Origin of the sequence: Blastococcus deserti, assembly GCF_042682525.1 — a bacterium.
Taxonomy (GTDB): domain Bacteria; phylum Actinomycetota; class Actinomycetes; order Mycobacteriales; family Geodermatophilaceae; genus Blastococcus_B; species Blastococcus_B deserti.
Genome location: NZ_JBHUHP010000009.1, coordinates 311,120 through 334,993 on the forward strand (window position 1 = coordinate 311,120; position 23,874 = coordinate 334,993).

General features: G+C 74.0%; 23 protein-coding genes and 1 tRNA gene. 16 read left to right on the forward strand and 8 right to left on the reverse strand.

Annotated features, from left to right (window positions below; genetic code table 11):
• The first annotated feature begins 71 nt into the window (after positions 1-71).
• The 3 genes from ACFSHS_RS09540 to ACFSHS_RS09550 all read left to right on the forward strand — a co-directional run bounded on the left by ACFSHS_RS09540 (position 72) and on the right by ACFSHS_RS09550 (position 2,041).
• Positions 72-791 (forward strand): ANTAR domain-containing protein, encoded by a 720-nt coding sequence (locus ACFSHS_RS09540; RefSeq protein WP_376874451.1) that lies wholly within the window; start codon positions 72-74, stop codon positions 789-791.
• 103 nt (positions 792-894) lie between these two features.
• Positions 895-1,677: a GAF and ANTAR domain-containing protein gene (locus ACFSHS_RS09545; protein WP_376874453.1), complete on the forward strand. Its 783-nt coding sequence runs from the start codon at positions 895-897 to the stop codon at positions 1,675-1,677.
• Between the two features lie 7 nt (positions 1,678-1,684).
• Positions 1,685-2,041, forward strand: a complete 357-nt coding sequence (locus ACFSHS_RS09550) for a hypothetical protein (protein WP_376874455.1) — start codon at positions 1,685-1,687, stop codon at positions 2,039-2,041.
• Positions 2,042-2,174: 133 nt separating this feature from the next.
• Here ACFSHS_RS09550 and ACFSHS_RS09555 read toward each other — a convergent pair whose 3' ends face one another.
• Entirely contained in the window at positions 2,175-2,909 is a 735-nt protein-coding gene (locus tag ACFSHS_RS09555; protein ID WP_376874457.1) for a GAF and ANTAR domain-containing protein, read from the reverse strand.
• A 141-nt stretch (positions 2,910-3,050) separates the two neighbouring features.
• Here ACFSHS_RS09555 and ACFSHS_RS09560 point away from each other — a divergent pair, with 141 nt between their 5' ends.
• Complete coding sequence (locus tag ACFSHS_RS09560) at positions 3,051-3,542, forward strand: MarR family winged helix-turn-helix transcriptional regulator (protein WP_376874459.1); 492 nt, start codon at positions 3,051-3,053, stop codon at positions 3,540-3,542.
• Between the two features lie 45 nt (positions 3,543-3,587).
• Here ACFSHS_RS09560 and ACFSHS_RS09565 read toward each other — a convergent pair whose 3' ends face one another.
• From ACFSHS_RS09565 to ACFSHS_RS09580, 4 genes are all read right to left on the reverse strand, one after another.
• Complete coding sequence (locus ACFSHS_RS09565) at positions 3,588-5,117, reverse strand: carboxyl transferase domain-containing protein (RefSeq protein WP_376874461.1); 1,530 nt, start codon at positions 5,115-5,117, stop codon at positions 3,588-3,590.
• The gene (locus ACFSHS_RS09570) at positions 5,114-6,358 is read right to left on the reverse strand and encodes a CaiB/BaiF CoA transferase family protein (protein ID WP_376874463.1); all 1,245 of its coding nucleotides are present in this window, start codon (positions 6,356-6,358) and stop codon (positions 5,114-5,116) included. Before ACFSHS_RS09570 ends, ACFSHS_RS09565 begins: the two co-directional genes overlap by 4 nt.
• A 93-nt stretch (positions 6,359-6,451) precedes the next feature.
• The gene (locus tag ACFSHS_RS09575) at positions 6,452-7,825 is read right to left on the reverse strand and encodes an SLC13 family permease (RefSeq protein WP_376874466.1); all 1,374 of its coding nucleotides are present in this window, start codon (positions 7,823-7,825) and stop codon (positions 6,452-6,454) included.
• Positions 7,826-7,905: 80 nt separating this feature from the next.
• Positions 7,906-8,496, reverse strand: coding sequence for a 5-formyltetrahydrofolate cyclo-ligase (locus ACFSHS_RS09580; RefSeq protein WP_376874469.1), 591 nt, complete (start codon positions 8,494-8,496; stop codon positions 7,906-7,908).
• A 26-nt stretch (positions 8,497-8,522) separates the two neighbouring features.
• On the opposite strand from ACFSHS_RS09580, the gene ACFSHS_RS09585 reads away from it, so the two are divergent.
• The 7 genes from ACFSHS_RS09585 to ACFSHS_RS09615 all read left to right on the forward strand — a co-directional run bounded on the left by ACFSHS_RS09585 (position 8,523) and on the right by ACFSHS_RS09615 (position 14,636).
• Positions 8,523-9,455: a UTP--glucose-1-phosphate uridylyltransferase gene (locus ACFSHS_RS09585; protein ID WP_376874472.1), complete on the forward strand. Its 933-nt coding sequence runs from the start codon at positions 8,523-8,525 to the stop codon at positions 9,453-9,455.
• 139 nt (positions 9,456-9,594) lie between these two features.
• Entirely contained in the window at positions 9,595-11,064 is a 1,470-nt protein-coding gene (glp, locus tag ACFSHS_RS09590) for a molybdotransferase-like divisome protein Glp (RefSeq protein ID WP_376874475.1), read from the forward strand.
• A 52-nt stretch (positions 11,065-11,116) separates the two neighbouring features.
• Positions 11,117-11,683, forward strand: coding sequence for a GNAT family N-acetyltransferase (locus ACFSHS_RS09595; protein WP_376874478.1), 567 nt, complete (start codon positions 11,117-11,119; stop codon positions 11,681-11,683).
• 154 nt (positions 11,684-11,837) lie between these two features.
• Positions 11,838-12,539, forward strand: coding sequence for a divisome protein SepX/GlpR (sepX, locus tag ACFSHS_RS09600; protein WP_376874481.1), 702 nt, complete (start codon positions 11,838-11,840; stop codon positions 12,537-12,539).
• Between the two features lie 108 nt (positions 12,540-12,647).
• Positions 12,648-12,721: transfer RNA gene (locus ACFSHS_RS09605), tRNA-Ala, on the forward strand.
• A gap of 220 nt (positions 12,722-12,941) precedes the next feature.
• Positions 12,942-13,175 (forward strand): hypothetical protein, encoded by a 234-nt coding sequence (locus ACFSHS_RS09610; RefSeq protein ID WP_376874484.1) that lies wholly within the window; start codon positions 12,942-12,944, stop codon positions 13,173-13,175.
• 120 nt (positions 13,176-13,295) lie between these two features.
• Positions 13,296-14,636: an aminotransferase class V-fold PLP-dependent enzyme gene (locus ACFSHS_RS09615; RefSeq protein ID WP_376874487.1), complete on the forward strand. Its 1,341-nt coding sequence runs from the start codon at positions 13,296-13,298 to the stop codon at positions 14,634-14,636.
• 9 nt (positions 14,637-14,645) lie between these two features.
• Here ACFSHS_RS09615 and ACFSHS_RS09620 read toward each other — a convergent pair whose 3' ends face one another.
• On the reverse strand, positions 14,646-15,440 hold the full coding sequence (locus ACFSHS_RS09620) for an enoyl-CoA hydratase/isomerase family protein (protein ID WP_376874490.1): 795 nt from the start codon (positions 15,438-15,440) through the stop codon (positions 14,646-14,648).
• A 126-nt stretch (positions 15,441-15,566) separates the two neighbouring features.
• On the opposite strand from ACFSHS_RS09620, the gene ACFSHS_RS09625 reads away from it, so the two are divergent.
• A complete protein-coding gene (locus tag ACFSHS_RS09625) occupies positions 15,567-16,667 on the forward strand; it encodes a hypothetical protein (protein WP_376874493.1) in 1,101 nt (366 codons plus the stop codon).
• A gap of 8 nt (positions 16,668-16,675) precedes the next feature.
• Here ACFSHS_RS09625 and ACFSHS_RS09630 read toward each other — a convergent pair whose 3' ends face one another.
• Positions 16,676-18,196: a dolichyl-phosphate-mannose--protein mannosyltransferase gene (locus tag ACFSHS_RS09630; protein WP_376874496.1), complete on the reverse strand. Its 1,521-nt coding sequence runs from the start codon at positions 18,194-18,196 to the stop codon at positions 16,676-16,678.
• 146 nt (positions 18,197-18,342) lie between these two features.
• Between ACFSHS_RS09630 and rsmI the strand changes: the two genes are divergently transcribed.
• Complete coding sequence (gene rsmI / locus ACFSHS_RS09635) at positions 18,343-19,182, forward strand: 16S rRNA (cytidine(1402)-2'-O)-methyltransferase (protein ID WP_376874499.1); 840 nt, start codon at positions 18,343-18,345, stop codon at positions 19,180-19,182.
• A 106-nt stretch (positions 19,183-19,288) separates the two neighbouring features.
• Positions 19,289-20,188: a hypothetical protein gene (locus tag ACFSHS_RS09640; RefSeq protein WP_376874502.1), complete on the forward strand. Its 900-nt coding sequence runs from the start codon at positions 19,289-19,291 to the stop codon at positions 20,186-20,188.
• A 69-nt stretch (positions 20,189-20,257) separates the two neighbouring features.
• Here the strand turns inward: ACFSHS_RS09640 and corA are convergent, their stop codons facing one another.
• On the reverse strand, positions 20,258-21,367 hold the full coding sequence (gene corA, locus ACFSHS_RS09645; protein WP_376874505.1) for a magnesium/cobalt transporter CorA: 1,110 nt from the start codon (positions 21,365-21,367) through the stop codon (positions 20,258-20,260).
• Positions 21,368-21,494: 127 nt separating this feature from the next.
• On the opposite strand from corA, the gene ACFSHS_RS09650 reads away from it, so the two are divergent.
• The gene (locus tag ACFSHS_RS09650; protein ID WP_376874508.1) at positions 21,495-23,003 is read left to right on the forward strand and encodes an amino acid permease; all 1,509 of its coding nucleotides are present in this window, start codon (positions 21,495-21,497) and stop codon (positions 23,001-23,003) included.
• Between the two features lie 102 nt (positions 23,004-23,105).
• Positions 23,106-23,765, forward strand: coding sequence for a hypothetical protein (locus ACFSHS_RS09655; RefSeq protein WP_376874511.1), 660 nt, complete (start codon positions 23,106-23,108; stop codon positions 23,763-23,765).
• The last annotated feature ends 109 nt before the right edge of the window (positions 23,766-23,874 follow it).

The window sequence follows — 23,874 nt, forward strand, 5'->3', positions numbered from 1 at the left end:
CGAGTTCGACGTCCCGCCGTCTCCCGGGTGGAGGCCTTCCCGGTCCGACCGGAACAGAGGGGGCGAGGCAGATGACCGGTTCGGGAGACGGGCCGAGCACCCCGGGCCCCCGGGCGGCGCGGGACGAGCTCACCCGGCTGGTGCTGGCCGAGGAGAACCTCCAGTCGGTGCTCGAGCGCATCGTCAACCTGGTCACGCAGGTGATGCCCGCGGGGGCGGAGGCGTCGATCACCTTGATGCGCGACCAGCAGACCACGACCGCGGCCTTCACTGGCGAGTTGGCCTTGCAACTGGACGAGGCGCAGCACGGGCAGGGCTACGGCCCCTGCATCGACGCTGCCCTGAGCGGTCAGTTCGTCGAGATCACCGACGGCCGCACGGAGGACCGCTGGCCCGACTACATCACGACCTTCCTCCGGTCCGGTGCGCTGAGCTCGCTGGCGGTGCCGGTGCCCGCCGTGGGGCTGGCCGCGTGCCTGAACGTGTACTCACCGGCCGTCGGTGCCTTCACCGACGAGCACCGGCACGCCGCAGCCGAGCTTGCCGCGTACGCCGCCGTGGTATTGACCAACGTAAGAACTTTGCAGGAGGCCCGCGATCAGGCGGAGAACCTGCGGGCGGCGATGGCGTCCCGGGCGGCGATCGAGCAGGCGAAGGGCATCCTGATGGAGCGGTACAAGGTGACCGCCGATGAGGCCTTCCGGCTGCTGACCGCCGTCTCGATGCGCACCAACCGCAAGGTCCGGGATCTGGCCGAGCACCTGGTGCTCACCGGCGAGCTGGAGCTCTGATCGGCATGCCGCCGGACCTCCACCCGCCCGTGGCCCGCATCGCCATCACCCCCTGCCAGCAGCCGCCCAGGACGCCTACAGTCACCTCCGAACGGGAACCCCGATGACCGACCCCACCACCCCCGCCCAGGACCCGGCACCGGTCCGCCCCGACGAGTCGAGCGGCACGCCCTCGGTGGACCTGACCTGGGCGCTGAGCCAGATGTCGGGGCTCATCCTGTCCCGGGAGACCGTCGACACCGCCCTCCAGCTGGTCACCGCCCTGGCCGCGACCGCCACCGCCGGCACGCTGGGGGCCGCCGTCACCGTCGTCGACGAGCACGGCAAACGGTCGAGGGCCGCCTCCAACCACGCGGCGGAGCAGGCCGACGCTCTGCAGTACGAGTTCGACGAGGGGCCGTGCCTGACCGCCTGGCGCACCCGGGAGCTGGTGCGCATCGACGACACCACCTCCGACGGGCGCTGGCCGAGGTGGAACGAGGCGGTCAGCCGGCTGGGCGTCCGCTCGGTGCTCAGCGCCCCTCTGCTGGTGGGTGAGGAGTCGATCGGCGCCATGAAGGTCTACTGCGAGCGCCCGATGAACTACGGCCCGCACGACGAGCAGGTGATGCACCTGCTCGCCGCGCAGGCCGCCATCCTGCTGGCCAACACCCAGAGCCTGCAGCAGGCCCGCCGGCTCAGCCGGCAGCTGACCGACGCCCTGTCCATCCGGGACGCCATCGCCCAGGCCACCGGGGTGCTCCTGGCCCGGGGGGCAGCCAGCCGGCAGGACGCCTTCGCCACCCTGGCCGCCACCGCCCGCCGGTCCGACCGCGCCATCGACGACGTGGCCCGCGCCCTGCTCGCCACGGTGACCGCACGCAACAGCGGCCCCGCCGCCGGCTGACCACCCCATGACCGGCGATGAGCGCTACCGGCGGATGGACGCCGCGCGGGTCCGCGCCCAGCTGAGCGTCCAGGACCTGTGGCTGCGCTACCTGGCTCTGGGCGGCACCGGTGACGCCTTCGATCTCGACGGCTACCTGCAGGGCCTGGTGCCCCTGGACACCTTCCAGCAGGACGTCCTCGCGCAGGCCCTCAACGAGGCCCTCACGGACCTCTACCGGTCCTACTTCGTCCCGCTGGCCGCACCGGCGGTCGTGGACGGCTGGGACGACGACCGTCTCCAGCGACTCATGGACAAGCTCCTCGACGACTCGTCACAGACGCCCCGCCACGGCCACGATTCGCGCGCCGATCAGGAGCCCTGATCGGCCACGAGGACTCCGGTCGGTACGGCACCGAGCCCCGGCCGCCGCCGGATCGTGACCGGCCATCCCCATCGCTCCCGGGTCGGCCGCAGCGCCGTCGCGATCGCTCCGCGGGGAGGACCGGGCCCCGGCCCTATCGGCGGCTCGGGCGGGGAACCGCTCCCGTGTCGGTGAGCTCGTGCGCGACGTCGACCAGCTTGCGGTTGAGTTCCTGGGAGGCGCGGGCCAGCACGCCGAACGCCTGGTCCGCGGTGATCTTGTACCGCTCCATCAGGATGCCCTTCGCCTGCCCGATGACGTCGCGGCTGTCCACCGCCCTGCGCAGGTTGTACTCGTGCTCCGCGCCGGCGAGGGCCACGGCCGCGTGGCCTGCCAGCATCTGGCCGATCTGCTCGCTCTCGTCGTCGAAGGCCCTCGCCGTCCGGGCGTAGAGGTTCATGGCGCCCAGCCGGTCGCCCTCGACGAACAGCCGGTAGCACAGCATGCTGCCGACGCCCAGGGTCGCCGCTTCCCTCGCGAAGTCCGGCCACCTGTCCTCGGCGCCGACGTCGTCGACCCGGACGACGTCCTGCTCGTGGATGGCGTCCAGGCACGGCCCCTGCCCGACCCGCTGCTGGAGAGCGTCGACGTCTCCCGGGAGATCGCCGGTCGCCGCCCGCGGCTCGATCCTCGACCGGCCCACCACGTAGATGATGCTGCAGTCCTCCGCGTGGGGCACCGTCGCCACCGCCGACGCGGTGATGGCCCGCAACGTGGCCTCCACGTCGCCGTGCTCCTCCTGCAACCGCCGTGCCAGGCGGGTCATGACCTCGCCCAGCGCATCCGAGGCGTGCTCTCTGCTCCCCGCACCGCGCTGGGCACCGGTCATGGGGGGACGGTACCCACGGGAGCGGGGGCAGGTGCGCTCGCCGGCCGCCGCGGCAGAGCCGTCGCGTCCGGCGTCCTCCTGCCGGTACGCACCATGGGTGGGAGCCCACGCGCCGCGACCGGTTTCAGTACGGTCCTGCCCGTGGCGGATCGGTGGCTCGACGACGAGCAGCAGCGGACCTGGCGCGCCTGGCTCACGGCGTCGGAGCTGGTGCCCCGGGCGCTCGACGCCCAGCTCCAGCGGGACGCCGGCATCAGCCACGCCGCCTACGTCGTCCTGGCGATGCTGTCGGAATCACCCACCCGCAGCCGCCGCATGAGCGACCTCGCGCGCCGCGCCAACCAGTCCCAGAGCCGGCTCTCGCATACGGTCGCGCGGCTCGAGGACCGCGGCTGGGTCCGCCGGGAGCGCGCTGCGGAGGACGGGCGCGGCAACGTCGCCGTGCTCACCGACGCCGGCTGGGACGTCGTGGTCGCGGTGGCGCCAGGACACGTCGACGCCGTCCGCGAGGCGGTCTTCGGGCCGCTCACCGCCGAGCAGACCCGCGTCCTCGGCGACGCCCTGCAGGCCATCGCCGAGAAGCTCGACCCCGACCACAGCCAGCGCGTGGAGCACGCCCCCGGGACCGACTAGCGGCCCCCTCCAGGGCCCCGGCCCGAGCCTGCTCGGGGTCCATTTTCAGCGGCCGAGGTGCCGGTAGCGGTGCAGCCGGCTGCGGTGGCGCTCGGTGTCGTCACGGCCCAGGAGGCCGGCCAGCTCCTCGCCGAGCACCCGCCCCAGTCGGCGGCAGAACTCGACGGGCTCGTCGGCCGCGTCCGGCCGCTCGGGGACCACCCGGTCGACGATGCCCGCTCGCCACAGGTCCGTGGCCCGCACGCCCTGGTGCTGCGCCATCTCGCCGGCGTGCGCGGTGTCCCGGTGGACGATCGCGCTCGCGCCCTCCGGCGGCAGCGGGCCGAGCCAGCCGTTGGCCGCCGCCAGCACCCGGTCGGCGGGCACGAGCGCCAGTGCCCCGCCGCCGGTGCCCTGTCCCAGGAGCACCGCCAGGGTCGGCGCCCTGAGGACCACCATGTCGTGCAGGCAGCGGGCGATCTCCCCGGCCAGCCCGCCCTCCTCCGCCTCGCGGGACAGCGCCGCGCCCGGGGTGTCGATGAGCGTGACCAGCGGCAGCCGCAACTCCTCGGCCAGGTGCATCCCGCGCCGGGCCTCCCGCAGGGCGGCCGGGCCCAGCGGGGCCGACAGGCTCTGCCCTCGCCGGTCCTGGCCGAGGACGACGCACGGCGCGCCGCCGAAGCGGGCCAGCGCCAGCAGCAGTCCGGGGTCCTTCTCGCCGGCCCCGGTGCCCGACAGACCCACGATGTCGGTCGCCGCGGTGCGGAGCAGGCGGCGCACGCCCGGCCGGTCCTCTCGCCGCGACGCGGTCACGACCTCCCAGGCGCTGCGGTGGTCCTCGGGGTCGTCGGCGTCGGTGCCGTCCTCCGGCCGGGGTGGCTCGGCGCCGGCGACGTCCCGGTGCCAGGTCTGCCGCGCGGCCAGCACCCTCAGGGCCCGGTCGGCGACCTCACCGACCTCCTTGTGGGGGACGACGGCGTCGATCACCCCGTGCGCGGCCAGGTTCTCGGCGGTCTGCACGCCCTCGGGGAAGGGTTCGCCGTACAGCGCCTCGTAGACCCGCGCCCCCAGGAACCCGACGGCGGCGCCGGGCTCGGCGATGGTCACGTGGCCCAGCGACCCCCAGGAGGCGAGCACCCCGCCGAACGTGGGGTTGCGCAGGTAGACCAGGTAGGGGAGTCCCGCCTGCTTGTGCCGGGCGATCGCCGCGGTGATGCCGATCATCTGCAGGAAGGCGACCGTCCCCTCCTGCATGCGGGTTCCGCCCGAGACCGGCGCGGCCAGCAGGGGCAGCCCCTCGTCGGTGGCCCGCTCCACGGCGGCGATCAGCCGCTCGGCGGCGGCGATCCCGATCGATCCGGCGAGGAAGCCGAACTCCCCGGCGACGACGGCGACCCGGCGGCCGCGCAGCCTGCCCTCGCCGGTGATGATCGACTCGTCCTGCCGCGACCTCTCGGCGGCCTCGGCCAGCTCGCGCGCGTACTCGTCGTCGACCTCGCGGGGCGGTACCGGGGCGTCCCAGGACTTCCAGGACCCGGCGTCCAGGACGAGGTCGCGCAGCGAGCGGGCGTCGAGCCGGGGCGGTCTGCCGCTCATGTGGGGTGGCCGTCCTCCACGTCGTCACTGGCGGGCTGCGGAACCCCGGCCCCGGCCGACAGCCACGCGCGGATGGCGTCGCCGTCGGCGCCGAGCACGGGTGGTGCGGCGTGGTCGCGGCGGGTGGTCTCGGTCTCGCCGTCGGGACCGGGGGCGAAGAACCGCAGCGGCGGGCCCGGCAGGGAGATCCTCCCCAGGGTGGCGTGCTCGACGTCGATCAGCAGGCCCTGGGAGAGAGTCTGGTCCCAGGTGTAGACCTCGTCGATGGTGCGGACCTTCCCGGCCGGGATTCCGGCGGCGGCGAGCCTCGCGAGCAGGTCCTCCGGGGAGATCCCGGCGAACGCCTCCTCCAGCATCGCGATCACCCGCTGCCGGTTGCCGACGCGCTCGCCGTTGGTGGCCATCCCCGGGGCCTCGGGGTCGAACCCGAACTCGTCGCAGAGCTTGCGCCACAGGCCCTCGCTGCCGCAGGACAGCTGAACGCTGCCGCCGGCGCAGTGGAAGAGCCCGTACGGAACGATCGACGGGTGGTGGTTGCCCTGCGCGCGGCCGACCTGGCCGGCCACCGTCCACGCGGTGCCCTGGAAGGCGTGCACGCCGACGATCGCGGCGAGCAGCGAGGTGCGCACGACCTGGCCCCGGCCGGTGCGCTGGCGCTCCATCAGCGCGGCCAGCACGCCGTAGGCGCCGTACATGCCGGCCAGCAGGTCGCCGATGGGGACGCCGACCCGCTGCGGGTCGTCCGGGCCGGACCCGGTGAGGGACATGAGCCCGCCCTCGCCCTGGGCGATCTGGTCGTAGCCGGCACGGCCGCCCTCCGGCCCGTCGTGGCCGAAGCCGCTGATCGCCAGCGTGACCAGCCGCGGGTTGAGCTCGGCGAGGACCTCGGTGCCGAATCCGAGGCGGGCCAGGGTGCCGGGCCGGAAGTTCTCCATCAGCACGTCCGCCCGGCGGAGCAGCTCGGTCAGGACGGCCTTGTCCGCCTCGTCCTTGAGATCGAGGGTGATCGACTCCTTGTTCTTGTTCGTCGACAGGAAGTACGTCGACTCGCGGTGGGACGGGTCGGGTGAGCCTGGAGGCTGGACGAACGGCGGCCCCCAGCCACGGGTGTCGTCGCCGCTGCCGGGGTTCTCCACCTTGATCACCCGGGCGCCGAGGTCGCCGAGCATCATCGCCGCGTGCGGTCCGGCGAGGGCACGGGTCAGGTCGACGACGAGCACGCCGTCGAGTGGTCCGCTCACGAGTTCTCCTCGCTGACGCTCGTCGTTCTCGTGAGCGAGGCTGCTGTGTCTTCGCGTGCCCTCGCGAGCTCTGTCACGGTGGCCTCCGTCCGCTCACAGCCAGCCGGGGACGACGAACACCAGCCAGGCCAGCAACGGCCCGACGGCGACGACGATCGCGGCGTAGCCCAGGATCTGCTTGTAGAACCGGTCCTTGTCGACGTCCTGCGCGGCGGCCAGGACCAGCGCGCCGTTGGTGGAGAACGGACTCACGTCGACGATCGTGCTCGCCACCGACAGGGCGACGATGACCCCCACCGCCGCGATGTCGCCGGCCAGGAGGAACGGCACCGCGAGGGAGATCGCGACGCCGATGATCGCCGTCGACGACGCGAAGGCCGACACGATGCCGCCGATGTAGCAGAGCAGCAGCGCGACCACCAGCGGAACGCCGAGCCCGGTGACGGCCTCGCCGACGTAGTCGATCGTGCCGGCCTCCTGGAGCACGAAGACGAAGGTCAGCACGCCGGCGATGAGCAGCACGGTCGACCAGCTGATCTGGCTGACCGCCCCCTTGTGCTTCGCCGCCGAGAACAGCGCCAGGACGACGGCGACGCTGATCGCGACGAAGCCGATGTCGAGGTCGAAGACCAGCGCCAGGATCGCGAGCACGGCCAGGCCGACCAGGGTCATGATCTGCTCGAACGTGATCCGTTGCGGTGCGTCCGGGTGAGCGTCGCCGTTCCCGGCGCGGCCACCGCCGACGGCCGGGCCCGGCGCCGCGCCGTGGCCGCGGACCTCCGTGCCGCTCCCGCCGCCGCTGACCGTCGCCCGCTCGGCGTGCGCCTCCTCGCGCAGGTCCTCCTCGACGGTCACCTTCCGACCGATGAGCTTGCGGCCGCCGAGCAGGAAGAAGAGAGCCAGCGCGATCGCCAGGTTGAAGAACAGGCTGCTCAGGAAGACCGCCAGCGGGCTGCCCGGCAGCCCCTCGTCGTCGACGATCGTGTTGACCGTGACCCCGTAGACGCTGATCGGCGAGAAGCCGCCGCCCTGGGCGCCGTGGATCACCATCATGCCCATGAGCAGCGGGTTGATCCCGTGCCGCGCGGCGAACCCCAGCGCGATGGGGGCGATGATGGCGACGGCGGCGGGGGACAGCGCACCGATCGCGGTCAGCAGCGCGGTGACGAAGAACATGATCCACGGGATCGCGGCGACGTGGCCGCCGACCATCCGGACCGCGCCCCGCACGAGGAGGTCCACGGTTCCGTTGTTCTGGGCTATCGCGAACAAGTAGGTGACGCCGATCAGCGTCAGCACGAGTTCGGCGGGGAAGCCGCCGAGGATCTCGTCGGTGGTCAGCCCCACCGAGAGGGTGCCCACCACGAAGGCCGCCACGAACGCCAGGGCACCCATGTTGATGGGCAGCACCGTGGCGATCGCGAAGATGACGACCAGCGCGATGATGGTGACGATCTCAGGGGACACGGTGGCCTCCCACGGCATCGGCAGTGCGCATGATCACACTCTGGCAGTGACTGACGAGTACTGCTGGTCAAGGGCTCGTCTCACGGCTTCGTGAGTTGCTGCCACCCGCCCGACGGCGTCACCACCGCGGTGACCCGCTGGTCGTGTGGCTCCGCCGGGAGCTCGGCGAGCAGCTCGTCGTCGAAGACCACCGCGACCACCACGGCGTCGGGACGCACGTGCAGCAGCGCCCGGTCGTAGTAGCCGCCGCCCCGGCCCAGCCGGACGCCGTCCCGGGACACCGCCAGCGCGGGCACGACGACGACGTCGGCCGTTCCGATGGCGGTGGGCCCCAGCCGCGGCCCGACCGGCTCGAGCAGGCCGAACCGCCCCGGCGCCAGACGACCGGTGTCCACCGCCCAGCCCAGCTCGGCGCCCTCGCCGGGCACGACGGGCAGGAGCACCCGGGCACCCAGCTGGGTGAAGGCGGCCGGCAGCCGGCCGTGCCCGGGCTCCTCGGGGTCGGGGACGAAGGCGGCGAAGACCCGCGTGCCGCACAGTCCGTGCAGCAGCGCCGCGGCCACCGCGGCCGCGGCCGCATCCCGCTCGGCCTGCGGTCGCGCGCGGCGCCGGGCGAGGTGGCGGGCGCGCAGCGCGGACTTGGCTGCACCGACGTCGGGCACGGTGGTCACTGCGGCAGGCTAGCTAGGCTGCCGCCATGTCCAGCCCTTCCGCTCGCCCGGCACGCAAGGCCGTCATCCCCGTCGCCGGCATGGGCACCCGCTTCCTGCCCGCGACTAAGGCCGTGCCCAAGGAGCTGCTGCCGGTCGTCGATCGGCCGGCCCTGGAGTACATCGTCGAGGAGGCCGCGCGCGCCGGGCTGCCCGAGGTGCTGATGGTGACCGGCCGGAACAAGGCGGCCATCGAGGACCACTTCGACCGGCACCCCGAGCTGGAGGCGGCGCTGGAGAAGAAGGGCGACGCCGACCGGGTGGCGGCCGTGCAGGCCTCGACCGAGGTGGCCCAGGTGCACTTCGTCCGGCAGGGCGAGGCCAAGGGGCTGGGCCACGCGGTGCTCCAAGCGGCGGCGTTCGTGGGGGACGAGCCGTTCGCGGTGCTGCTCGGCGACGACCTGATCGACGCGCGCGACCACCTGCTCGAGCACATGCTCGCCGTCCAGGCCGAGCACGGCGGATCGGTGATCGCGCTGCTCGACGTCGGCCGGGAGAACATCGACAAGTACGGCGCGGTCGCGGTCGAGCCCGGTGGACACCAGGTCGTCGAGGGCGACGAGGTGGTGCGGGTGACCGGCCTGGTCGAGAAGCCGCCGGTCGACGAGGCGCCGAGCAGCCTGGCCATCATCGGCCGGTACGTGCTGGCCCCGAGGGTCTTCGAGGTGCTCCGCGAGACCCCGCCGGGCCGCGGCGGGGAGATCCAGCTGACCGACGCCCTGGCGACGCTCGTGGCGCGCGGGGAGCCCGTGCACGGCGTCGTCTTCAGCGGCCGGCGCTACGACACCGGTGACCGGCTGGACTACCTCAAGGCGGTGATCCGGCTGGCCAGCGAGCGCGACGACCTGGGGCCGCCGCTGCGCGTCTGGCTGCACGAGTTCGTCGGCGACCTGCCTGCGGAGGGCGCGTCGTCGTCCTGACCGGGCGCGGCGGGGGCACCATCGGGCCCCGGGGCACCCGCGCGACCTCCTCGAGGGACCGCAGGTGCCGCGCGGGCCGGCGACCGGCCGACGGCACGGTGGAGCGACGGTGGTGAGGATGAACGGTCAGGACGACGGCGTGGAAGGCACTGGCGGGGCGTACCGGGGATACCGGGACACCGCGCAGGTCGACATGCCGATGGCGCTGGACCCGCGCGCCCGTGACGGAGCGCCGCCCCGGGCCACCGGCCCGCTGGCGATGCGGGGTGCCCGCGTGGTCACCCCGACGCCCGTGCAGGCGGCAGCCGCTCCGGAGCGGTCCCCGCGGGCCGCCGCCGAGGGCCCGATCCCGCTCCCCGCCGCAGAGTCGATGCCGCTGGCGCACTTCTGCACCGTCGAGCGGCACCTGGACGAGATCCTCGCGGCGGTTCCGCAGCCGCACCCCATCGAGCTCGCCGTCCTCGACGCCCAGGGCCTGCTGTGCGCGGAGGAGGTCTCCAGCCAGCGAGCGCTGCCGGCCTTCGACCAGGCCGCGCTCGACGGGTACGCCGTCCGGGCCGACGACGTCGCCGGCGCGACCCCGCAGGCGCCGGTCGAGCTGGCCGTCGTGGGGGAGAGCGTGGCGGGAGCGGGCGCGCCGTCGTCGATCGGCCCGGGACTCGCGCTCAAGGTGGCCGCCGGGTCGATGCTGCCCGCGGGCGCCGACGTGGTCGTGCCGGCGGTGTGGACCGACCAGGGGACCGTGCGGGTCGCCGTCCAGGCCGGGCCGCCGGCCGGCAGCTACGTCCGCCGCACGGGGGACGACGTCGCGCCCGGCGACCCCGCGGTGCAGGTGGGTACACCGATCGGGCCGGCGCAGATCAGCCTGCTGGCCGCCGTCGGCCGGGAGCGCGTCCTCGTCCGCCCGCGGCCCCGCATCGCCGTGCTCAGCGCCGGCAGCGAGCTGGTCGACATCGGGACGGTGCCGGCGCCAGGCCAGGTCGTCGACGTCAACAGCTACGCGCTGGCGGCAGCGGCTCGCGACGCCGGGGCCGAGGCCTACCGGTCGGGCATCCTGCCCAGCGACCCCCGGCGCCTGAGCGAGGTGCTGGAGAGCCAGCTGCTGCGCAGCGACCTGGTGCTCGTCGCCGGCACGTTCGCCAGCGGCGGCTTCGACCTGGTGCAGGAGGCGCTCGCTGCGCTCGGCGACATGCGCTTCCGCCAGGTGACGATGCACCCGGGTCCGGCGCAGGGCTTCGGCCGCCTGGGCCGCGACGCCATCCCGGTCATCTGCGTCCCCGGCGAGCCGGTGGCGGCGCTGGTCGCGTTCGAGGTGTTCGTGCGCCCGGCGATCCGGCTCATGCTGGGCAAGCGCCAGCTGTTCCGCCGCACGGTGCAGGCGGTCGCCGGCCAGCAGCTGATCTCCCCGCTGGGCTACCGCCAGTACCTCCATGGCACCGTGATGCGCCATCCCGACGGCGGCTACGTCGTCGAGCCGGTGGGGGACGGCACCGACGCCCTGCTGGCGCGGATGGCGCGGGCGAACTGCCTCATCGTCGTGGACGAGGACGTCACCGAGGTGGCCGCCGGCGGGCTGGTCACCGTGATGCCACTCCTCCTGGGCGGCTGAGCTGGAAGCCGTCTCGCACCCCGGCTGGCCGGCGCGGCTGTCCTGGGGTCCGGTGGAACTGCACCCGCTGCGGCGGCGGGACGCGGCCGAGTGGAGCCGGCTGCGGCTGGCCAACGAGGACTGGCTGAGTCCGTGGGAGCCCTCCGACGGGCTCCCGTGGCGGGCGCGGCACTCGCCGGCGGCCTACCGCTCGATGCGCCGCGTCGTCGCCCGGCGGGCGCGGCTGGGCACCTCCCTGCCATTCGCCCTGCGGGTGGAGGGCCGGCTGGCCGGCCAGGTGACGCTGGACAACATCGTCCGCGGCGCGCTGCGGTCGGGGTACCTGGGCTACTGGGTCGACCGGTCGGTCGCCGGCCGGGGCATGGCGTCGCTCGCCGTGGCGCTGGTGTGCGACCACGCGTTCGGCGCGGTGGGGCTGCACCGGGTCGAGGCCGACATCCGCCCCGAGAACCTGCCCAGCCAGCGCCTGGTGGAGCGCCTGGCCTTCCAGCGCGAGGGACTGCTGCGCCGCTATCTCGACATCGACGGCGACTGGCGCGACCACCTCTCCTACGCGCTGCTGGCCGAGGACCTGCCCGGCGGCGTGCTCGCGCACTGGCAGCGGCGAGTACCAGGCTGAGCGCCCCCGCCTGCGGAGGACGCGGGCGACACGCCCCAGTCGTCACATCGGCCACACGAAGACATCGGCGACACACCGCGCGCCTCCCGCCCCGCGCCGCCCTTGCTGCATAACCTCCCTCTCGCGAGTGACTCATGTGACAGGTGGTGTTCGGATGGGATCGGGCGTGCTCTTGGCCGCTCTGGTCGTGCTGTGGTTCGTCGTGCTGGTGCCGATGGTGGTGACCCGCGGCGACGCGCACCCCGGCCGGGTGGGACTGGCCGACTCCGGTCGGACGCTGCAGCGCCGTCGGACGGTGGACCCCGTCGTCCACGCCGACACGGAGCGGGTGTCCATCGACCGGGAGCTGCTGCGCACCAGTGGTGAGCTGCAGGTGGACGTGCACGCCCTCCGGCGTCGCACCCTGGCGGGCCTGGTGGCCCTGGCCGTGTTGGCCCTCGTCGGGGCGCTGGTCTACAGCCCCTGGCTGTGGATGGCGCAGGGGCTGTTCGACGCCGCCGTCGTCGGTTACGTGCTGGTGCTGCGCAAGGTCGCCCGCCGCGAGCGGCTGGCCGCGCGCCGCGCTGCGCGTGCGGCGGCCCGGGCGGCGATGCGGCCCTCGACCGCGCGGCCGGCTCCCGCGCAGCGCGAGGAGCCGGCCGTCCACGAGACGGTGGCCCACGAGGCCCTGCCGGAGCTGCCGCACCCCAGCCTGCCGCTGGCGCCGGTGCACGCCTTCCCGATCGGCAGGCGGGTGGTCGCGCGCACGCCGGCCCCGGCCGGCTGGCAGCACAGCGCCGTGGTGGGCCTGGACGACGACGACATCGGCTTCGCCGACATCGACGAGTACCAGCCCCGTCGGGTGGCCAACGGCTGACGGCGGACCCTCCTGCACGGCGCCCACCGCACGGCGGGGGTGGGCGCCGTGCAGGAGGGCCACCCGGTGCTGGCGCTGGAGAGCCTGTTCGGTAAACTCGCTCCCGAAGGGGCTGTGGCGCAGTCCGGTAGCGCACCTCGTTCGCATCGAGGGGGTCAGGGGTTCAACTCCCCTCAGCTCCACACCTTCACAGCAGGACCAGCCGACGCCGTCGGGGCACCCGCCCCGGCGGCGTCCGCCGTTGCGCGGCCCGGCGCGACCCCCGGCGACGGGCGCCGTTCGCTCGGCCCCGGGCCCCGGGCCTCGGTGCGAGGGGCGGGCGGACCGAGGTGACGCGGGTGACGCCCTCGCCGGCTGTCATGATCGGCGCAGGTCGGCGACCCGTGTCCTGGAGGAGGAGCCGTGACCCCGGAGGACGAGCCCGGACGGGGCGGCGCCGATCCGCAGACGCGGCGGTGGCTGATCCGCCTGGCCGTCGTGGCGATCGGGCTCTGGTTCGTCGTGGACGGCCTCCGCGGGACCTGGCCGGCGGCCGGCGTCGTCGCGCGGGTGCTGCTGGCCGCAGTCGTGCTCCTCGGCGTCGCGCTCCTCGTCATGGGTCTGCTCCATCTCGCCCGCCGGGGCCGGTCCGACTGAACCCACGTGCGCCCTCCTCGGAGGGTCATAAGTCGCTTTCCCGGCTCCGCCCGCCGCGAGTAGCGTCGGCGAGCGCTCGCCCGGACACATGGCCCGGGTCCAGCCAGGAGCCGGATTCCGATGACAGCTCCCCGAGAGGTGACGACCTCCCCGCGGAACCGCCTCGTCGGCGGTGATCTGCACATCCCTGTGGCCGGCGGGTTGCCCCGTCGCTACGTCGACCTGGATGCCGCGGCCACCACGCCGGCGTCGCGGGCCGTCCTGGACGCGGTCCAGGACTTCCTTCCCTGGTACTCCAGCGTCCACCGGGGCGCCGGCGCCAAGTCCCAGTACTCCAGCGCCCGCTACGAGCAGGCACGGGAGACGGTGGCGCGGTTCGTCGGGGCGGATCCGCTCACCCACGTGGTCCTCTTCCCGAGGAACACCACCGAAGCGCTCAACCTCCTCGCGTTCCGGCTGCGGCTCGGCCGGGACGACGTCGTCGTGACCACCGCCGTCGAGCACCACGCCAACCTCCTCCCGTGGCGACGGCACGCGCGGCTCCGCGTCGTGGACGTGGGCCAGGAGGGCACGTTCGACGTGGCCGATGTCGTGGCGGCGCTGGACGAGCACCCCGCACCCCGCGTGCTGGCGGTCAGCGGCGCGTCGAACGTCACCGGCTGGCTCCCCGACCTGGGCGCGATCGCGGCGGCAGCGCGGGAGCGGGGCGTGCTGGTCGTCGTCGACGGGGCGCAGCTGGTGCCGCACCGCCGGGTGGACATGGCCGCGACGGGGATCGACGTGCTGGCCTTCTCGGGGCACAAGATGCACGCACCCTTCGGCGCGGGAGCCCTCGTCGTGCCCCGCCGGGTCCTGGCCGACGGCGAGCCCTTCCTGGTGGGGGGCGGGGCGGTGAAGGCGGTCTCCTTCGACGAGGTGATCTGGGCCGACGTCCCCGACCGGGACGACGCCGGCTCCCCGAACGTCGTGGGCGTCGTCGCGCTCGCGGCAGCCGCGGAGGAGCTGCGGCGCAGCTGGACGGAGCGGCTGGACGACGAGGCGGCGCTCGTCCGCGCACTGGACCACGAGCTCGCGACCGTTCCTGGCCTGCGCCGGCTCGGGCCCGTGTCCGGCGACCGGCTGCCCGTCGCGGCGTTCGTGCTCGACGGGACACCGCACGCGGTGGTCGCCGCCCGACTGGCCGACGAGTACGGCATCGGCGTGCGCAACGGCTGCTTCTGCGCTCATCCGTACCTGACCCGGCTGCTGGGGCTCAGCGACGAGGAGGTGCGGCGGTTCCACGACGAGGCCCGTGCGAACCGGCGCGATCACCTGCCCGGAGCCGTGCGCGTGAGCTGCGACCAGTCCACCGCGCCGGCCGACATCCAGGCCCTGGGGCGGGCGCTGCGCACCATCGCGACCGGCTCCCGGCCGGACCGTCCGCACGGTCCTGTGCCCGAGCCACGCCGGCCGGTCGGCTGAGTCGCCGGGTCAGCGGGCGTTGCGGAAGTCCGGCTGCCGCTTCTCGACGAACGCCCGCACTCCCTCGCGACCCTCTGGGTCGGCCGCGGACTCGGCGATCAGCCGCGCCTCGTCGTCCAGCTGCTCCTCCAGCGTGCGCGTGGCGGCCCGGCGGACCAGCGCCCGCGTGCGCACCATCGCGCGGATCGGACCGGCGGCTACCTCGTGGGCGAGGGCGACCGCCGTGCCGGGCAGGTCCTCGTCCTCCACCAGGCGGGCCACCAGGCCGGTCAGGTGCGCCTCGGCCGCGGTCAGGACGCCGTTGGTGAGCATCAGGTCCAGGGCCCGCGGGGCGCCCAGGGCACGCGCCAGCGCCCACGACGTGCCGCCGTCCGGAGAGAAGCCGAGGGCGGCGTAGGCGGGCCGGATCCTCGTCGTCCGCGCGCAGACCACGAGATCGCAGGCGCCGACGAGCCCTACTCCGGCTCCGGCCACCGCCCCCTGCACGCCTGCGACCACGGGCACGGGGCAGTACAGCATCGCGCGGATCACCTGGTGCCAGTCGTGGGCGAGCTGCCCGACGAAGGCGCCGGGGTCGTCGGCCCCGGCGAAGGAGCGCACGTCGCCACCGACGCAGAACCGCGGCCCGTTCCCGAGCAGCAGCACCGCCCGGGTCCGGTCGGGGCGGGTCGCGAGCGCCGCGGCGAGCTCGGCCGCGAGCGCGGGGGTGAGCGCGTTCCCGGTCTCCGGGCGGTCCAGCGTGATCCGCCAGACGTCGCCGTCCACCTCGGTGCGCACGTGCGGCCGGTCCTGCGGAGCGGTCATCGTCGTCCTCCCGTCGGCGCCTGTGACCGGCCGGCGTCACCCCCGTCGAGGGACGTCGGCCCACGTCGGGGCGCCATCGGGGCGCCCCGGCTCAATCTCCCACCCTCGCGTGCCGACGACATCCGGGTGATCCGCCCGCGCGCCGTGCCCGCCGGGGCGCGTGCGGCCCGGGCGCGTCGCCGTGCCCGGCGGGCCGGTCGTCGGCGTCTGCGGACGGTGGTGTGCCTCTCGGCGGCCCTCGCCATCACCTCGACGGTCACCGCCGCCTACGCCGTCTTCTCCGATGCCTCCGGGCTCGCCACCACCGTGTCCACCGCGGTCCTGGAGCCGCCGGCGGGGCTCACCGTGACGCAGACCTGCACGCCCCCGGCGACCATCGCGCTCCGGGGAACCACGTCCGCGAAGGGCCAGGACTCCCTCACCCTGGTCACCCCGACGGGCACGTCGTCCGGCGACGTCCTCGTCGCGCAGGTCGCCAACCGCTACGGCGCGTACGGAGGACTGACCGCTCCCGCCGGCTGGACGCTCCTCGGGCGCACGACCAGCGGGTCCGCGGTGACGTCGGCGATGTTCTGGCGGGTGGCCACGGCTGCGGAGCCGACCAGTGCGACCTTCGGCCTCGTGGGGTCCTCCGGGGTGCAGATGGTGGGTGGGATCGCCGCCTACCGGGGCGTGAGCACGAGCGACCCGGTGAACGCCTTCGGGACGGCCATCGGAGCCGGTGCCACCGCGAGCACGCCGTCGGTGACGACCACCCGGGCCGGCACGATGCTGGTGCACACGATCGTGAAGCGCCAGGAGGACCTGCCACCGCCTGCGGGCACCACCGGACGGTGGCAGCTGATGTCGGGCAACGGCACCGCGACAGCAGGCGCCACGGGGGCTGACGAGCTGTTCGCGGGACCGGGCACGACGACCTCGCGGACGTCGACCACGGGCTTCTCGACCGAATGGGTGACCCACACGGTGGCCCTCCGTCCGATGCCCGGGACCCCCGGTGCAGCGGCGGGCTGGACGGCGAGCCCCAGCACCTGGGCCTCCGGCTACCTGCTCGAGCGGGTCGTCGGCAGCACGGTCCAGGCCTCGCAGGCGGTGAGCCCGGTCGGGGCCACATCGGCCACGGACGGACCGCTGGTCAACGGCACCTCCTACACCTACCGCCTGCGGACCTCGTACCGCGGCTGGACCTCGCTCCCGGTCTCCGTGCCGTTCACCCCCTCCTGCTGACGGCCGGCTCAGAACCAGGAGGGGAACCACATCCGCATCAGCCACTCCGGGTGCGACAGGGGCTGCCCGGTGAGCACGGGGTAGAAGAAGACGAACGTGGCCGCGACCAGCGCGACGTAGAGGCACACCGCGCCGAGGCCGACCTGCCGGCGCAGGGCGTCGGCGCCGTCCCGGCCGAGGACGTCCTGGAGCACGAGCACCACCGCCAGGACGAAGAACGGCAGTGCGGGCGCCATGTAGAAGATGAACATCGTGCGCTCGAGGTTGATGAACCAGGTGAGCCACCCCGCGGCGATGCCGACCGCGACCGGCACGGCGGCCGGGTCGCGGCGGGCCACGATGCGCCAGCCCAGCCAGAGCAGCGCGGGCGCGAACGCGAACCACAGCGTCGGCGTCCCGACCATGAGGATGTAGCGGATCACCTGCTCACCCGCGGAGTCGGTGAGGCCCTGCGGGTTCCACAGCAGGATCGGCCGGCCGTCGATCAGCCACGACCAGGGGCCGGACTCCCAGGGGTGGGGGGAGGACAGCTCGTTGTGGAACTTCAGCCACTGGGCGTGCTCGTGCCACAGCGACCGCAGCGCGTCGGGGACGAAGGGGAAGGCGGTGTCCGGGTTCTGCTGCGCCCACGCCTTGCCCTGCGAGGTCTCGCCGAGGAACCAGCCGGTGAACGACGCGAGGTAGGTGAGCACCGGGACGGCGGCCAGCGCCCACAGGGCTCCGGGTAGCCCGCGGCGGATCGTCGTCCGGGTGGGGCCCGGCACCCGGGCCTCCCGCCAGGCGGCCCGGTCCCAGAACAGCGACAGGACGGCGAAGAAGGCCAGGAACCAGACGCCGCTCCACTTCACCGCGCACGCGCAGCCGAAGAGGAAGCCGGCGGCGATCCGCCAGCCGCGCGGCCCGATCCGGTCCGGCACCCCGCCCATGGCGCGCACCCGGGCCCGCACCACGTCCCGGTCCACGACCAGGCAGGCGACGGCGGAGACGACGAACGCCTGGAGGAAGGCGTCGAGCAGGCCGATCCGCGAGAGCGTGAACGAGAAGCCGTCGAGGGCCAGCAGCAGGCCGGCCAGCAGACCCAGCAGGGTCGACCCGGTCAGCCGGCGGGCCAGCCGGACCAGCACCACGACGGCGACGGTGCCGGCCACCGCCGACGGGAACCGCCAGCCCAGCGAGTTGTAGCCGAACAGGTGCTCGCCGACGGCGATGAGCCACTTGCCCAGCGGCGGGTGCACGATGAACGAGTAACCGCGGTTGTACTCGAATCCCCAGGTGAGCAGCTGGTGCGCCTGGGGCGGGTAGTAGGCCTCGTCGAACAGCAGGTCCTTGGGGTAGCTGATGCCCCACAGCCGGCTACCGAACGCGGCCAGGCCCAGGACCGCGGTGAGGACCCAGGACAGCCGCGCGTCGTCCGGCAGGGGAGGGATGGTGTCGCGGCGGGGACGCGGCAGCGGCCAGCGGCGGGCCGGCGACGGCGTCCGGGGCAGCCGCGGGCCCTGGTCCGCGCGCTCGGGAGCCAGCACCGCCATGCCGTCAGGGTAGTGACAGGGCCCTCGGCCCCCCGGCGCCCGAGGAACACCCCCTGCCCCCCGCCAGTCGCAAGCTCGCGCGGGACCCTGCAGGGGGCGGCCCCCTGCAGGCGGGCTCACTGCGACCGCCGTGACAGGCTCGTGCCGTGAGCGGTCGGTTGGTCCTGGGCGGCGCGCCCCTCGGGCAGCCGGGCGACGTGGGCCCGCGGCTGCGCGAGGTCATGGCGAGCGCCGACGTCCTCGCGGTCGAGGACACCCGCCGGCTGCACCGGCTGGCGTCCGATCTCGGCGTCACGTTGTCCGGGAGGGTGGTCACGTTCCACGAGTCGGTGGAGAGGGCGCGCCTGCCCGGGTTGCTGGCAGCCCTGGCCGACGGCGCGACGGTGCTGCTGCTCACCGATGCGGGCATGCCCTCGGTGTCCGACCCGGGCTACACGCTGGTGCGGGCGGCGGTCGAGGCGGGCGTGACCGTCACCTCCGTGCCCGGGCCGTCGGCGGTGACGACGGCCCTCGCGGTCTCCGGCCTGCCCGTGGACCGGTTCTGCTTCGAGGGGTTCCTGCCGCGCAAGGGCGGGGAGCGGCGGTCGGCCCTGGCCGCGCTGGCCGACGAGCGCCGGACGATGGTGTTCTTCGAGTCGCCGCACCGGCTGGCCGACGCGCTCACCGACGCGGCGGCCGCCCTGGGCGAGCAGCGGCAGGCGGCGGTCTGCCGGGAGCTGACCAAGACCTACGAGGAGGTCCGGCGGGGCCCGCTGGCCGAGCTCGCCGCGTGGGCCGCCGAGGGCGTGAAGGGCGAGATCACCCTCGTGGTGGCCGGCGCCGTCGCCGGGCCGGTGGCGATGGACGCGCGTCAGCTGGCCGCCGCGGTGGCCGGGGAGGAGGCCGCGGGCGCCAGCCGCAAGGACGCCATCCGCGCCGTCGTCGTCCGCACCGGCCTGCCGCGGCGGACCGTCTACGACGCCGTCGTCGCGCACAAGACCCCGTAGCTCTCGGCCGGCGCTCGAGAGCGCACGTTCCGGGGCTACCGGGACAGGGAGGGCCCGGCATCTGCACTGTCGCGCGGGCTTGTGGACGACGGACCTGCTCCGGCCCGTGGTTCCAGCAGGGTGTGTCGATGCCCCGCACGCCTCACCAGCCGGCGAGCTGCTCACCGCTGAGCCCTTCCTCGGGTGGTGGGCCGTCGACGAGGGGCTGCTCACGCCCGACCAGCTGCGCAGCAGTGCCTGGCGGAAGGTCTTTCGCGGGGTCTACGTGCACCGGGACATCTCGCTGACGCACGAGGTGCGGGCCAAGGCCGCCTGCGTCCTCCTGCCGTTCGCGGTCGTGAGCGGCAGGAGCGCAGCGGTGCTCTGGGGCGTCGACCTCGCCGGCGCGGACGACGACGTGGAGGTCACCGTTCCTCCCGGGTCGCATCCCACCCGCCTCCCCGGTCTGCGTGTGCGCCGCGCGGTGATCCCACCCGGCCACCGGACGTACCGTCGCGGCGTCCCCGTGACATCCCCGGAGGCGACGGCGGTGCGCCTCGCCGGTCTGCTGCCGGCCGATGCGGCCGTTGTGGCCGTTGACCAGTTGGTCGACACGGGTCGGGCCGAGCTGGCTGGGGTTCGCGCCCTCGCGGCCGTCACTCGTGGCCGCGGTGCCGCTCGCGCGAAGGCGGCGTGCGCTCTGGCCGACGGGCTCGCCCAGTCACCGCAGGAGACGCGGGTGCGGCTGCTCCTGCACCGGAGCGACGTGCCGATGCCGACGGCCCAGTACCGCGTCGTCGACGATCGCGGACGTTTCGTGGCGTTCGTCGACTTCGGGTGGCCGGAACAGAGGATCGCACTCGAGTACGACGGGCTGTGGCACGCCGAACCTGGCCAGTTCGCCAAGGACCGCCGCCGCCTCAACAGACTGCGGGAAGCAGGGTGGACCGTGGTCTTCGTGACGGCCGAGGACATGCGCGACCCCGCTCTTCTCCTCAGAAGGATCGCCGCGGCCCTCGGTCGGTGAGAGTGCAGAACGCGGGCCATCACCTCGACCTTTGGCCCGCGGAGTGCACGCTCGACGACTCCGAGCCCCTTACAGCCAGCCGTTGCGCTTGAAGCCGCGGTAGAGCAGCACGCAGGCGACCACGATGACCAGCAGCACCAGCGGATAGCCGTACCGCCAGTGCAGCTCGGGCATGTGCTCGAAGTTCATGCCGTAGATGCCGGCGATCGCGGTCGGGACGGCGATGATGCCCGCCCACGCCGAGATCTTGCGCATGTCCTCGTTGTCGGCCAGCGTCGTCCGGGCCAGCGACGCCTGCAGGATCGAGGAGAGCAGCTCGTCGAGGCCGCTCACCTGGTCGCGCACGCGGATCGCGTGGTCCTGGACGTCGCGGAAGTACGACCGCATCGCATCGGGGACGACGTCGATCTGCCGCTCCGCCAGCCGCTGCAGCGGCACCTCCAGGGGGCCGACCGCCTTGCGCAGCGACATGAGCTCCCGCTTGAGCTGGTAGAGGCGGCCGATGTCGTCGGTCCGCTCCGGGCTGAACACCGAGGCCTCGAGCTCGTCGACGTCGTCGGTCACCGCTTCCGCGACCTCGACGAAGGTGTCGACGACGAGGTCGGCCACCGCGTACAGGACGGCGGAGGGGCCGAGGCAGAGCAGGTCGCGCTGCTCCTCCAGGCGGGCACGCAGTTCGGCCAGCCCGCTGTGCGAGCCGTGCCGCACGGTGATCACGTAGTTCCGACCGAGGAAGACCATGACCTCGCCGGTGTCCACCACCTCGCTGGTCGCGGTCAGCTGCTCGTGCTCCACGTACGTCGCGGTCTTCAGCACCATGAACAGCCCGTCGTCGTAGTGCTCCAGCTTGGGCCGCTGGTGGGCGTAGACGGCGTCCTCGACCGCCAGCGGGTGCAGCCCGTACCGCTCGCCGATCGCGGTCAGCTCCTCCTCGGTGGGCTCGAAGAGGCCCAGCCAGACGAAGCCGCCCTGGGCGACCGCCGCCTGCAGCGCCTCCTCCGGGGGGACCGGTGTCTGACGCCGGCCGTCGACGTAGACGGCGCAGTCGACGACGACGCCCTGGCCGGCCCGGCGGACGGGCGGGGACTTGGGCGCCCCGGCGGGGCGCGGTCGCAAGGTCGGCACGTCGGGCAGCGGTGGACCCGCCGGCATGTCGGAGGGCGTCCCGGTGCCCACCATTCCCACCTCCTGCCCCTGGCCCCCATGCGCGGGGTGGGTGCAGCGTAGGCATGCGGGCCAGGCACACCCGTGCGACGCTGCCAGGACGACGACGGCAGCCGGCCGGCGCCGGCGCGAGGAGGACCCCGTGACGGCAGGAATGCGCCGCATCAAGTCGGTCGAGGACTCCATCCGCGACACCGACGAGCCCGAGCACCGGCTGAAGAAGCACCTGTCCGGCCTGGACCTCACGGTGTTCGGCGTCGGCGTAATCATCGGCACCGGCATCTTCGTGCTGACCGGCGTCGTGGCCAGGGACCAGGCCGGACCCGCGGTCGCGATCTCGTTCGTGATCGCCGGCGTGGTCTGCGGTCTGGCCGCCATCTGCTACGCCGAGTTCGCGTCCACGGTGCCGGTCGCGGGGTCGGCCTACACCTTTTCCTACGCCACGTTCGGTGAGCTGATCGCCTGGATCATCGGGTGGGACCTCGTCCTCGAGCTCGCGCTCGGCGCGGCCACCGTGGCGGTCGGCTGGTCCGGGTACCTCAACCAGCTGCTCGGTGACCTCGGCATCCCGCTCCCCGAGTCGATCGCCGGCGAGACGGCCAGGTTCAACATCCCGGCCATCGTCATCGTCGCCGTGATGACCGCGGTGCTCATCCTGGGGATCAAGCTCTCCTCGCGGGTGACCGCGGTGATCGTCGTCATCAAGGTCGCCATCGTGCTGCTGGTCATCGGGGTCGGTTTCTTCTTCGTCGAGGCGGCCAACTACAGCCCGTTCGTGCCCCCGGCGCAGCCGGCGGAGGCGGGGGCGACGGGCTGGGACGCGCCACTCGTCCAGACGCTGTTCGGCTACGACCAGGGAACCTTCGGCTGGGGCGGGGTGATGGCCGGCGCGGCCGTCGTCTTCTTCGCCTTCATCGGCTTCGACATCGTCGCCACCGCGGCCGAGGAGACCCGGAACCCGGGCAGGGACCTGCCGCGCGGCATCCTCGGGTCGCTGGCCATCTGCACCGTGCTCTACGTGGCGGTGTCCCTCGTGGTGGTCGGCATGCAGAGGTACTCCGAGCTCAGCGCCGACGCTCCGCTGGCCGCTGCCTTCTCCGACGTCGGGCTGCCGATCTTCGCGGGGATCATCTCCGTCGGCGCGCTGGCCGGCCTCACCTCCGTGGTGATGATCCTGATGCTCGGGCAGTCGCGCGTGCTGTTCGCCATGAGCCGCGACCGCCTGCTCCCGGCAGGGTTCGCCGCGGTGCACCCGCGCTACGGCACGCCGTACAAGATCACCATCATCACCGGAGTCTTCGTGGCGGTGCTGGCGGCCGCGGTGCCGCTCGAGGAGCTGGCCAACCTGGTGAACATCGGGACGCTGTTCGCGTTCGTGCTGGTCTCCGTCGGCGTGATCGTGCTCCGGCGCACCCGGCCGGACCTGCCGCGCGCCTTCCGGGTACCGCTGATGCCGGTGCTCCCCATCCTGTCGGCGCTGGCGTGCCTCTGGCTGATGCTCAACCTTCCGGGCGAGACCTGGTGGCGCTTCCTCGTCTGGATGGCGCTCGGGTTCGCCATGTACTTCCTCTACGGCCGTCGGAACAGCCGGTTCAACACGCCAGGCGGCCGCGAGGACGCAGCGGCGGCCAACGCTGCCCGGAGGACCTGACACCCTCACCCCCTCGGGTGAGCAGCGCCGCCCGCCCACTCCAGGAGCGCCCCGGACGGGCCGAGCTGACCCCTGACAGCAGCAACCGGTCAGGGGAGTTCCGTGGCGATCAGCGTCCTCGAGGTCCGCGACACGCTCGCGCCGCAGCACGTGCGCGTGCCCGCGGCCGTCGCGACGCCGACGGCGACCGCCGCCCGCCGGGTGCCGCTCACCGTCGTGGCCGCCGGCCTCGTCGGCGTGACCGAGGCGATCGGCCTGCTCGCGGTCGCCCTCACCGGTCTCGACGGCGTGCTGACCGCCGTCCGGCCGTCCGGCTGGCTGGTCGCCTCCGGGCTGCTCGTCCTCGCGGCGTGGATCGTGCTGTGCGCCGGCAGCGCTGCCGCTCTCGTCGACGGCACCGGGCGGTCGGTGCTCGTCGGCCTCGCGCTCGCCGAGATGGTCCTGGTCGCCCTGCTGCTGGTCCTCGCGACGGTCACGCCGGTCCCGAACCCCACCTCGCTGCCGGTGCCGGCGCTCGGCCTGCTCGCGCTCGCCGTCCCCGTGGGCAAGCTGCTCCTGGCGGGCGCGCCCTCGGCGACCCGCTGGGTCGCCGCGGGCCCGCGCACCCGCGTCCGCCGCGACGACCCCGTGCAGGCCCACCGACTCCTGGCCACGCTGACGCTGGGCGTCATCGGAGCCGGGCTCTGCGCCCTGGCGGTCCTCACGCCGGTCCCGCACGGTGCGGCCGGCGACCCCGCGTCGGCGGTCTTCACCCAGGACTGATCCGATCCGGGTGGACGGCGCTCACTAGTCTCGTCACGCGAGTGAGCTGGCGAACTCGCGCAGCGGCACAGCAGTGTCACGAACGCGACCGACGAGCGCCAGCGAGGAG

Coding starts and splice junctions, on each gene's coding strand:
- corA (WP_376874505.1), bottom strand. CDS start 21,367: ATGGTGGGCACCGGGACGCCCTCCGACATGCCGGCGGGTCCACCGCTG.
- ACFSHS_RS09615 (WP_376874487.1), top strand. CDS start 13,296: ATGACAGCTCCCCGAGAGGTGACGACCTCCCCGCGGAACCGCCTCGTC.
- ACFSHS_RS09540 (WP_376874451.1), top strand. CDS start 72: ATGACCGGTTCGGGAGACGGGCCGAGCACCCCGGGCCCCCGGGCGGCG.
- ACFSHS_RS09555 (WP_376874457.1), bottom strand. CDS start 2,909: ATGACCGGTGCCCAGCGCGGTGCGGGGAGCAGAGAGCACGCCTCGGAT.
- ACFSHS_RS09630 (WP_376874496.1), bottom strand. CDS start 18,196: ATGGCGGTGCTGGCTCCCGAGCGCGCGGACCAGGGCCCGCGGCTGCCC.
- ACFSHS_RS09620 (WP_376874490.1), bottom strand. CDS start 15,440: ATGACCGCTCCGCAGGACCGGCCGCACGTGCGCACCGAGGTGGACGGC.
- ACFSHS_RS09550 (WP_376874455.1), top strand. CDS start 1,685: ATGACCGGCGATGAGCGCTACCGGCGGATGGACGCCGCGCGGGTCCGC.
- ACFSHS_RS09545 (WP_376874453.1), top strand. CDS start 895: ATGACCGACCCCACCACCCCCGCCCAGGACCCGGCACCGGTCCGCCCC.
- ACFSHS_RS09585 (WP_376874472.1), top strand. CDS start 8,523: ATGTCCAGCCCTTCCGCTCGCCCGGCACGCAAGGCCGTCATCCCCGTC.
- sepX (WP_376874481.1), top strand. CDS start 11,838: ATGGGATCGGGCGTGCTCTTGGCCGCTCTGGTCGTGCTGTGGTTCGTC.
- ACFSHS_RS09565 (WP_376874461.1), bottom strand. CDS start 5,117: ATGAGCGGCAGACCGCCCCGGCTCGACGCCCGCTCGCTGCGCGACCTC.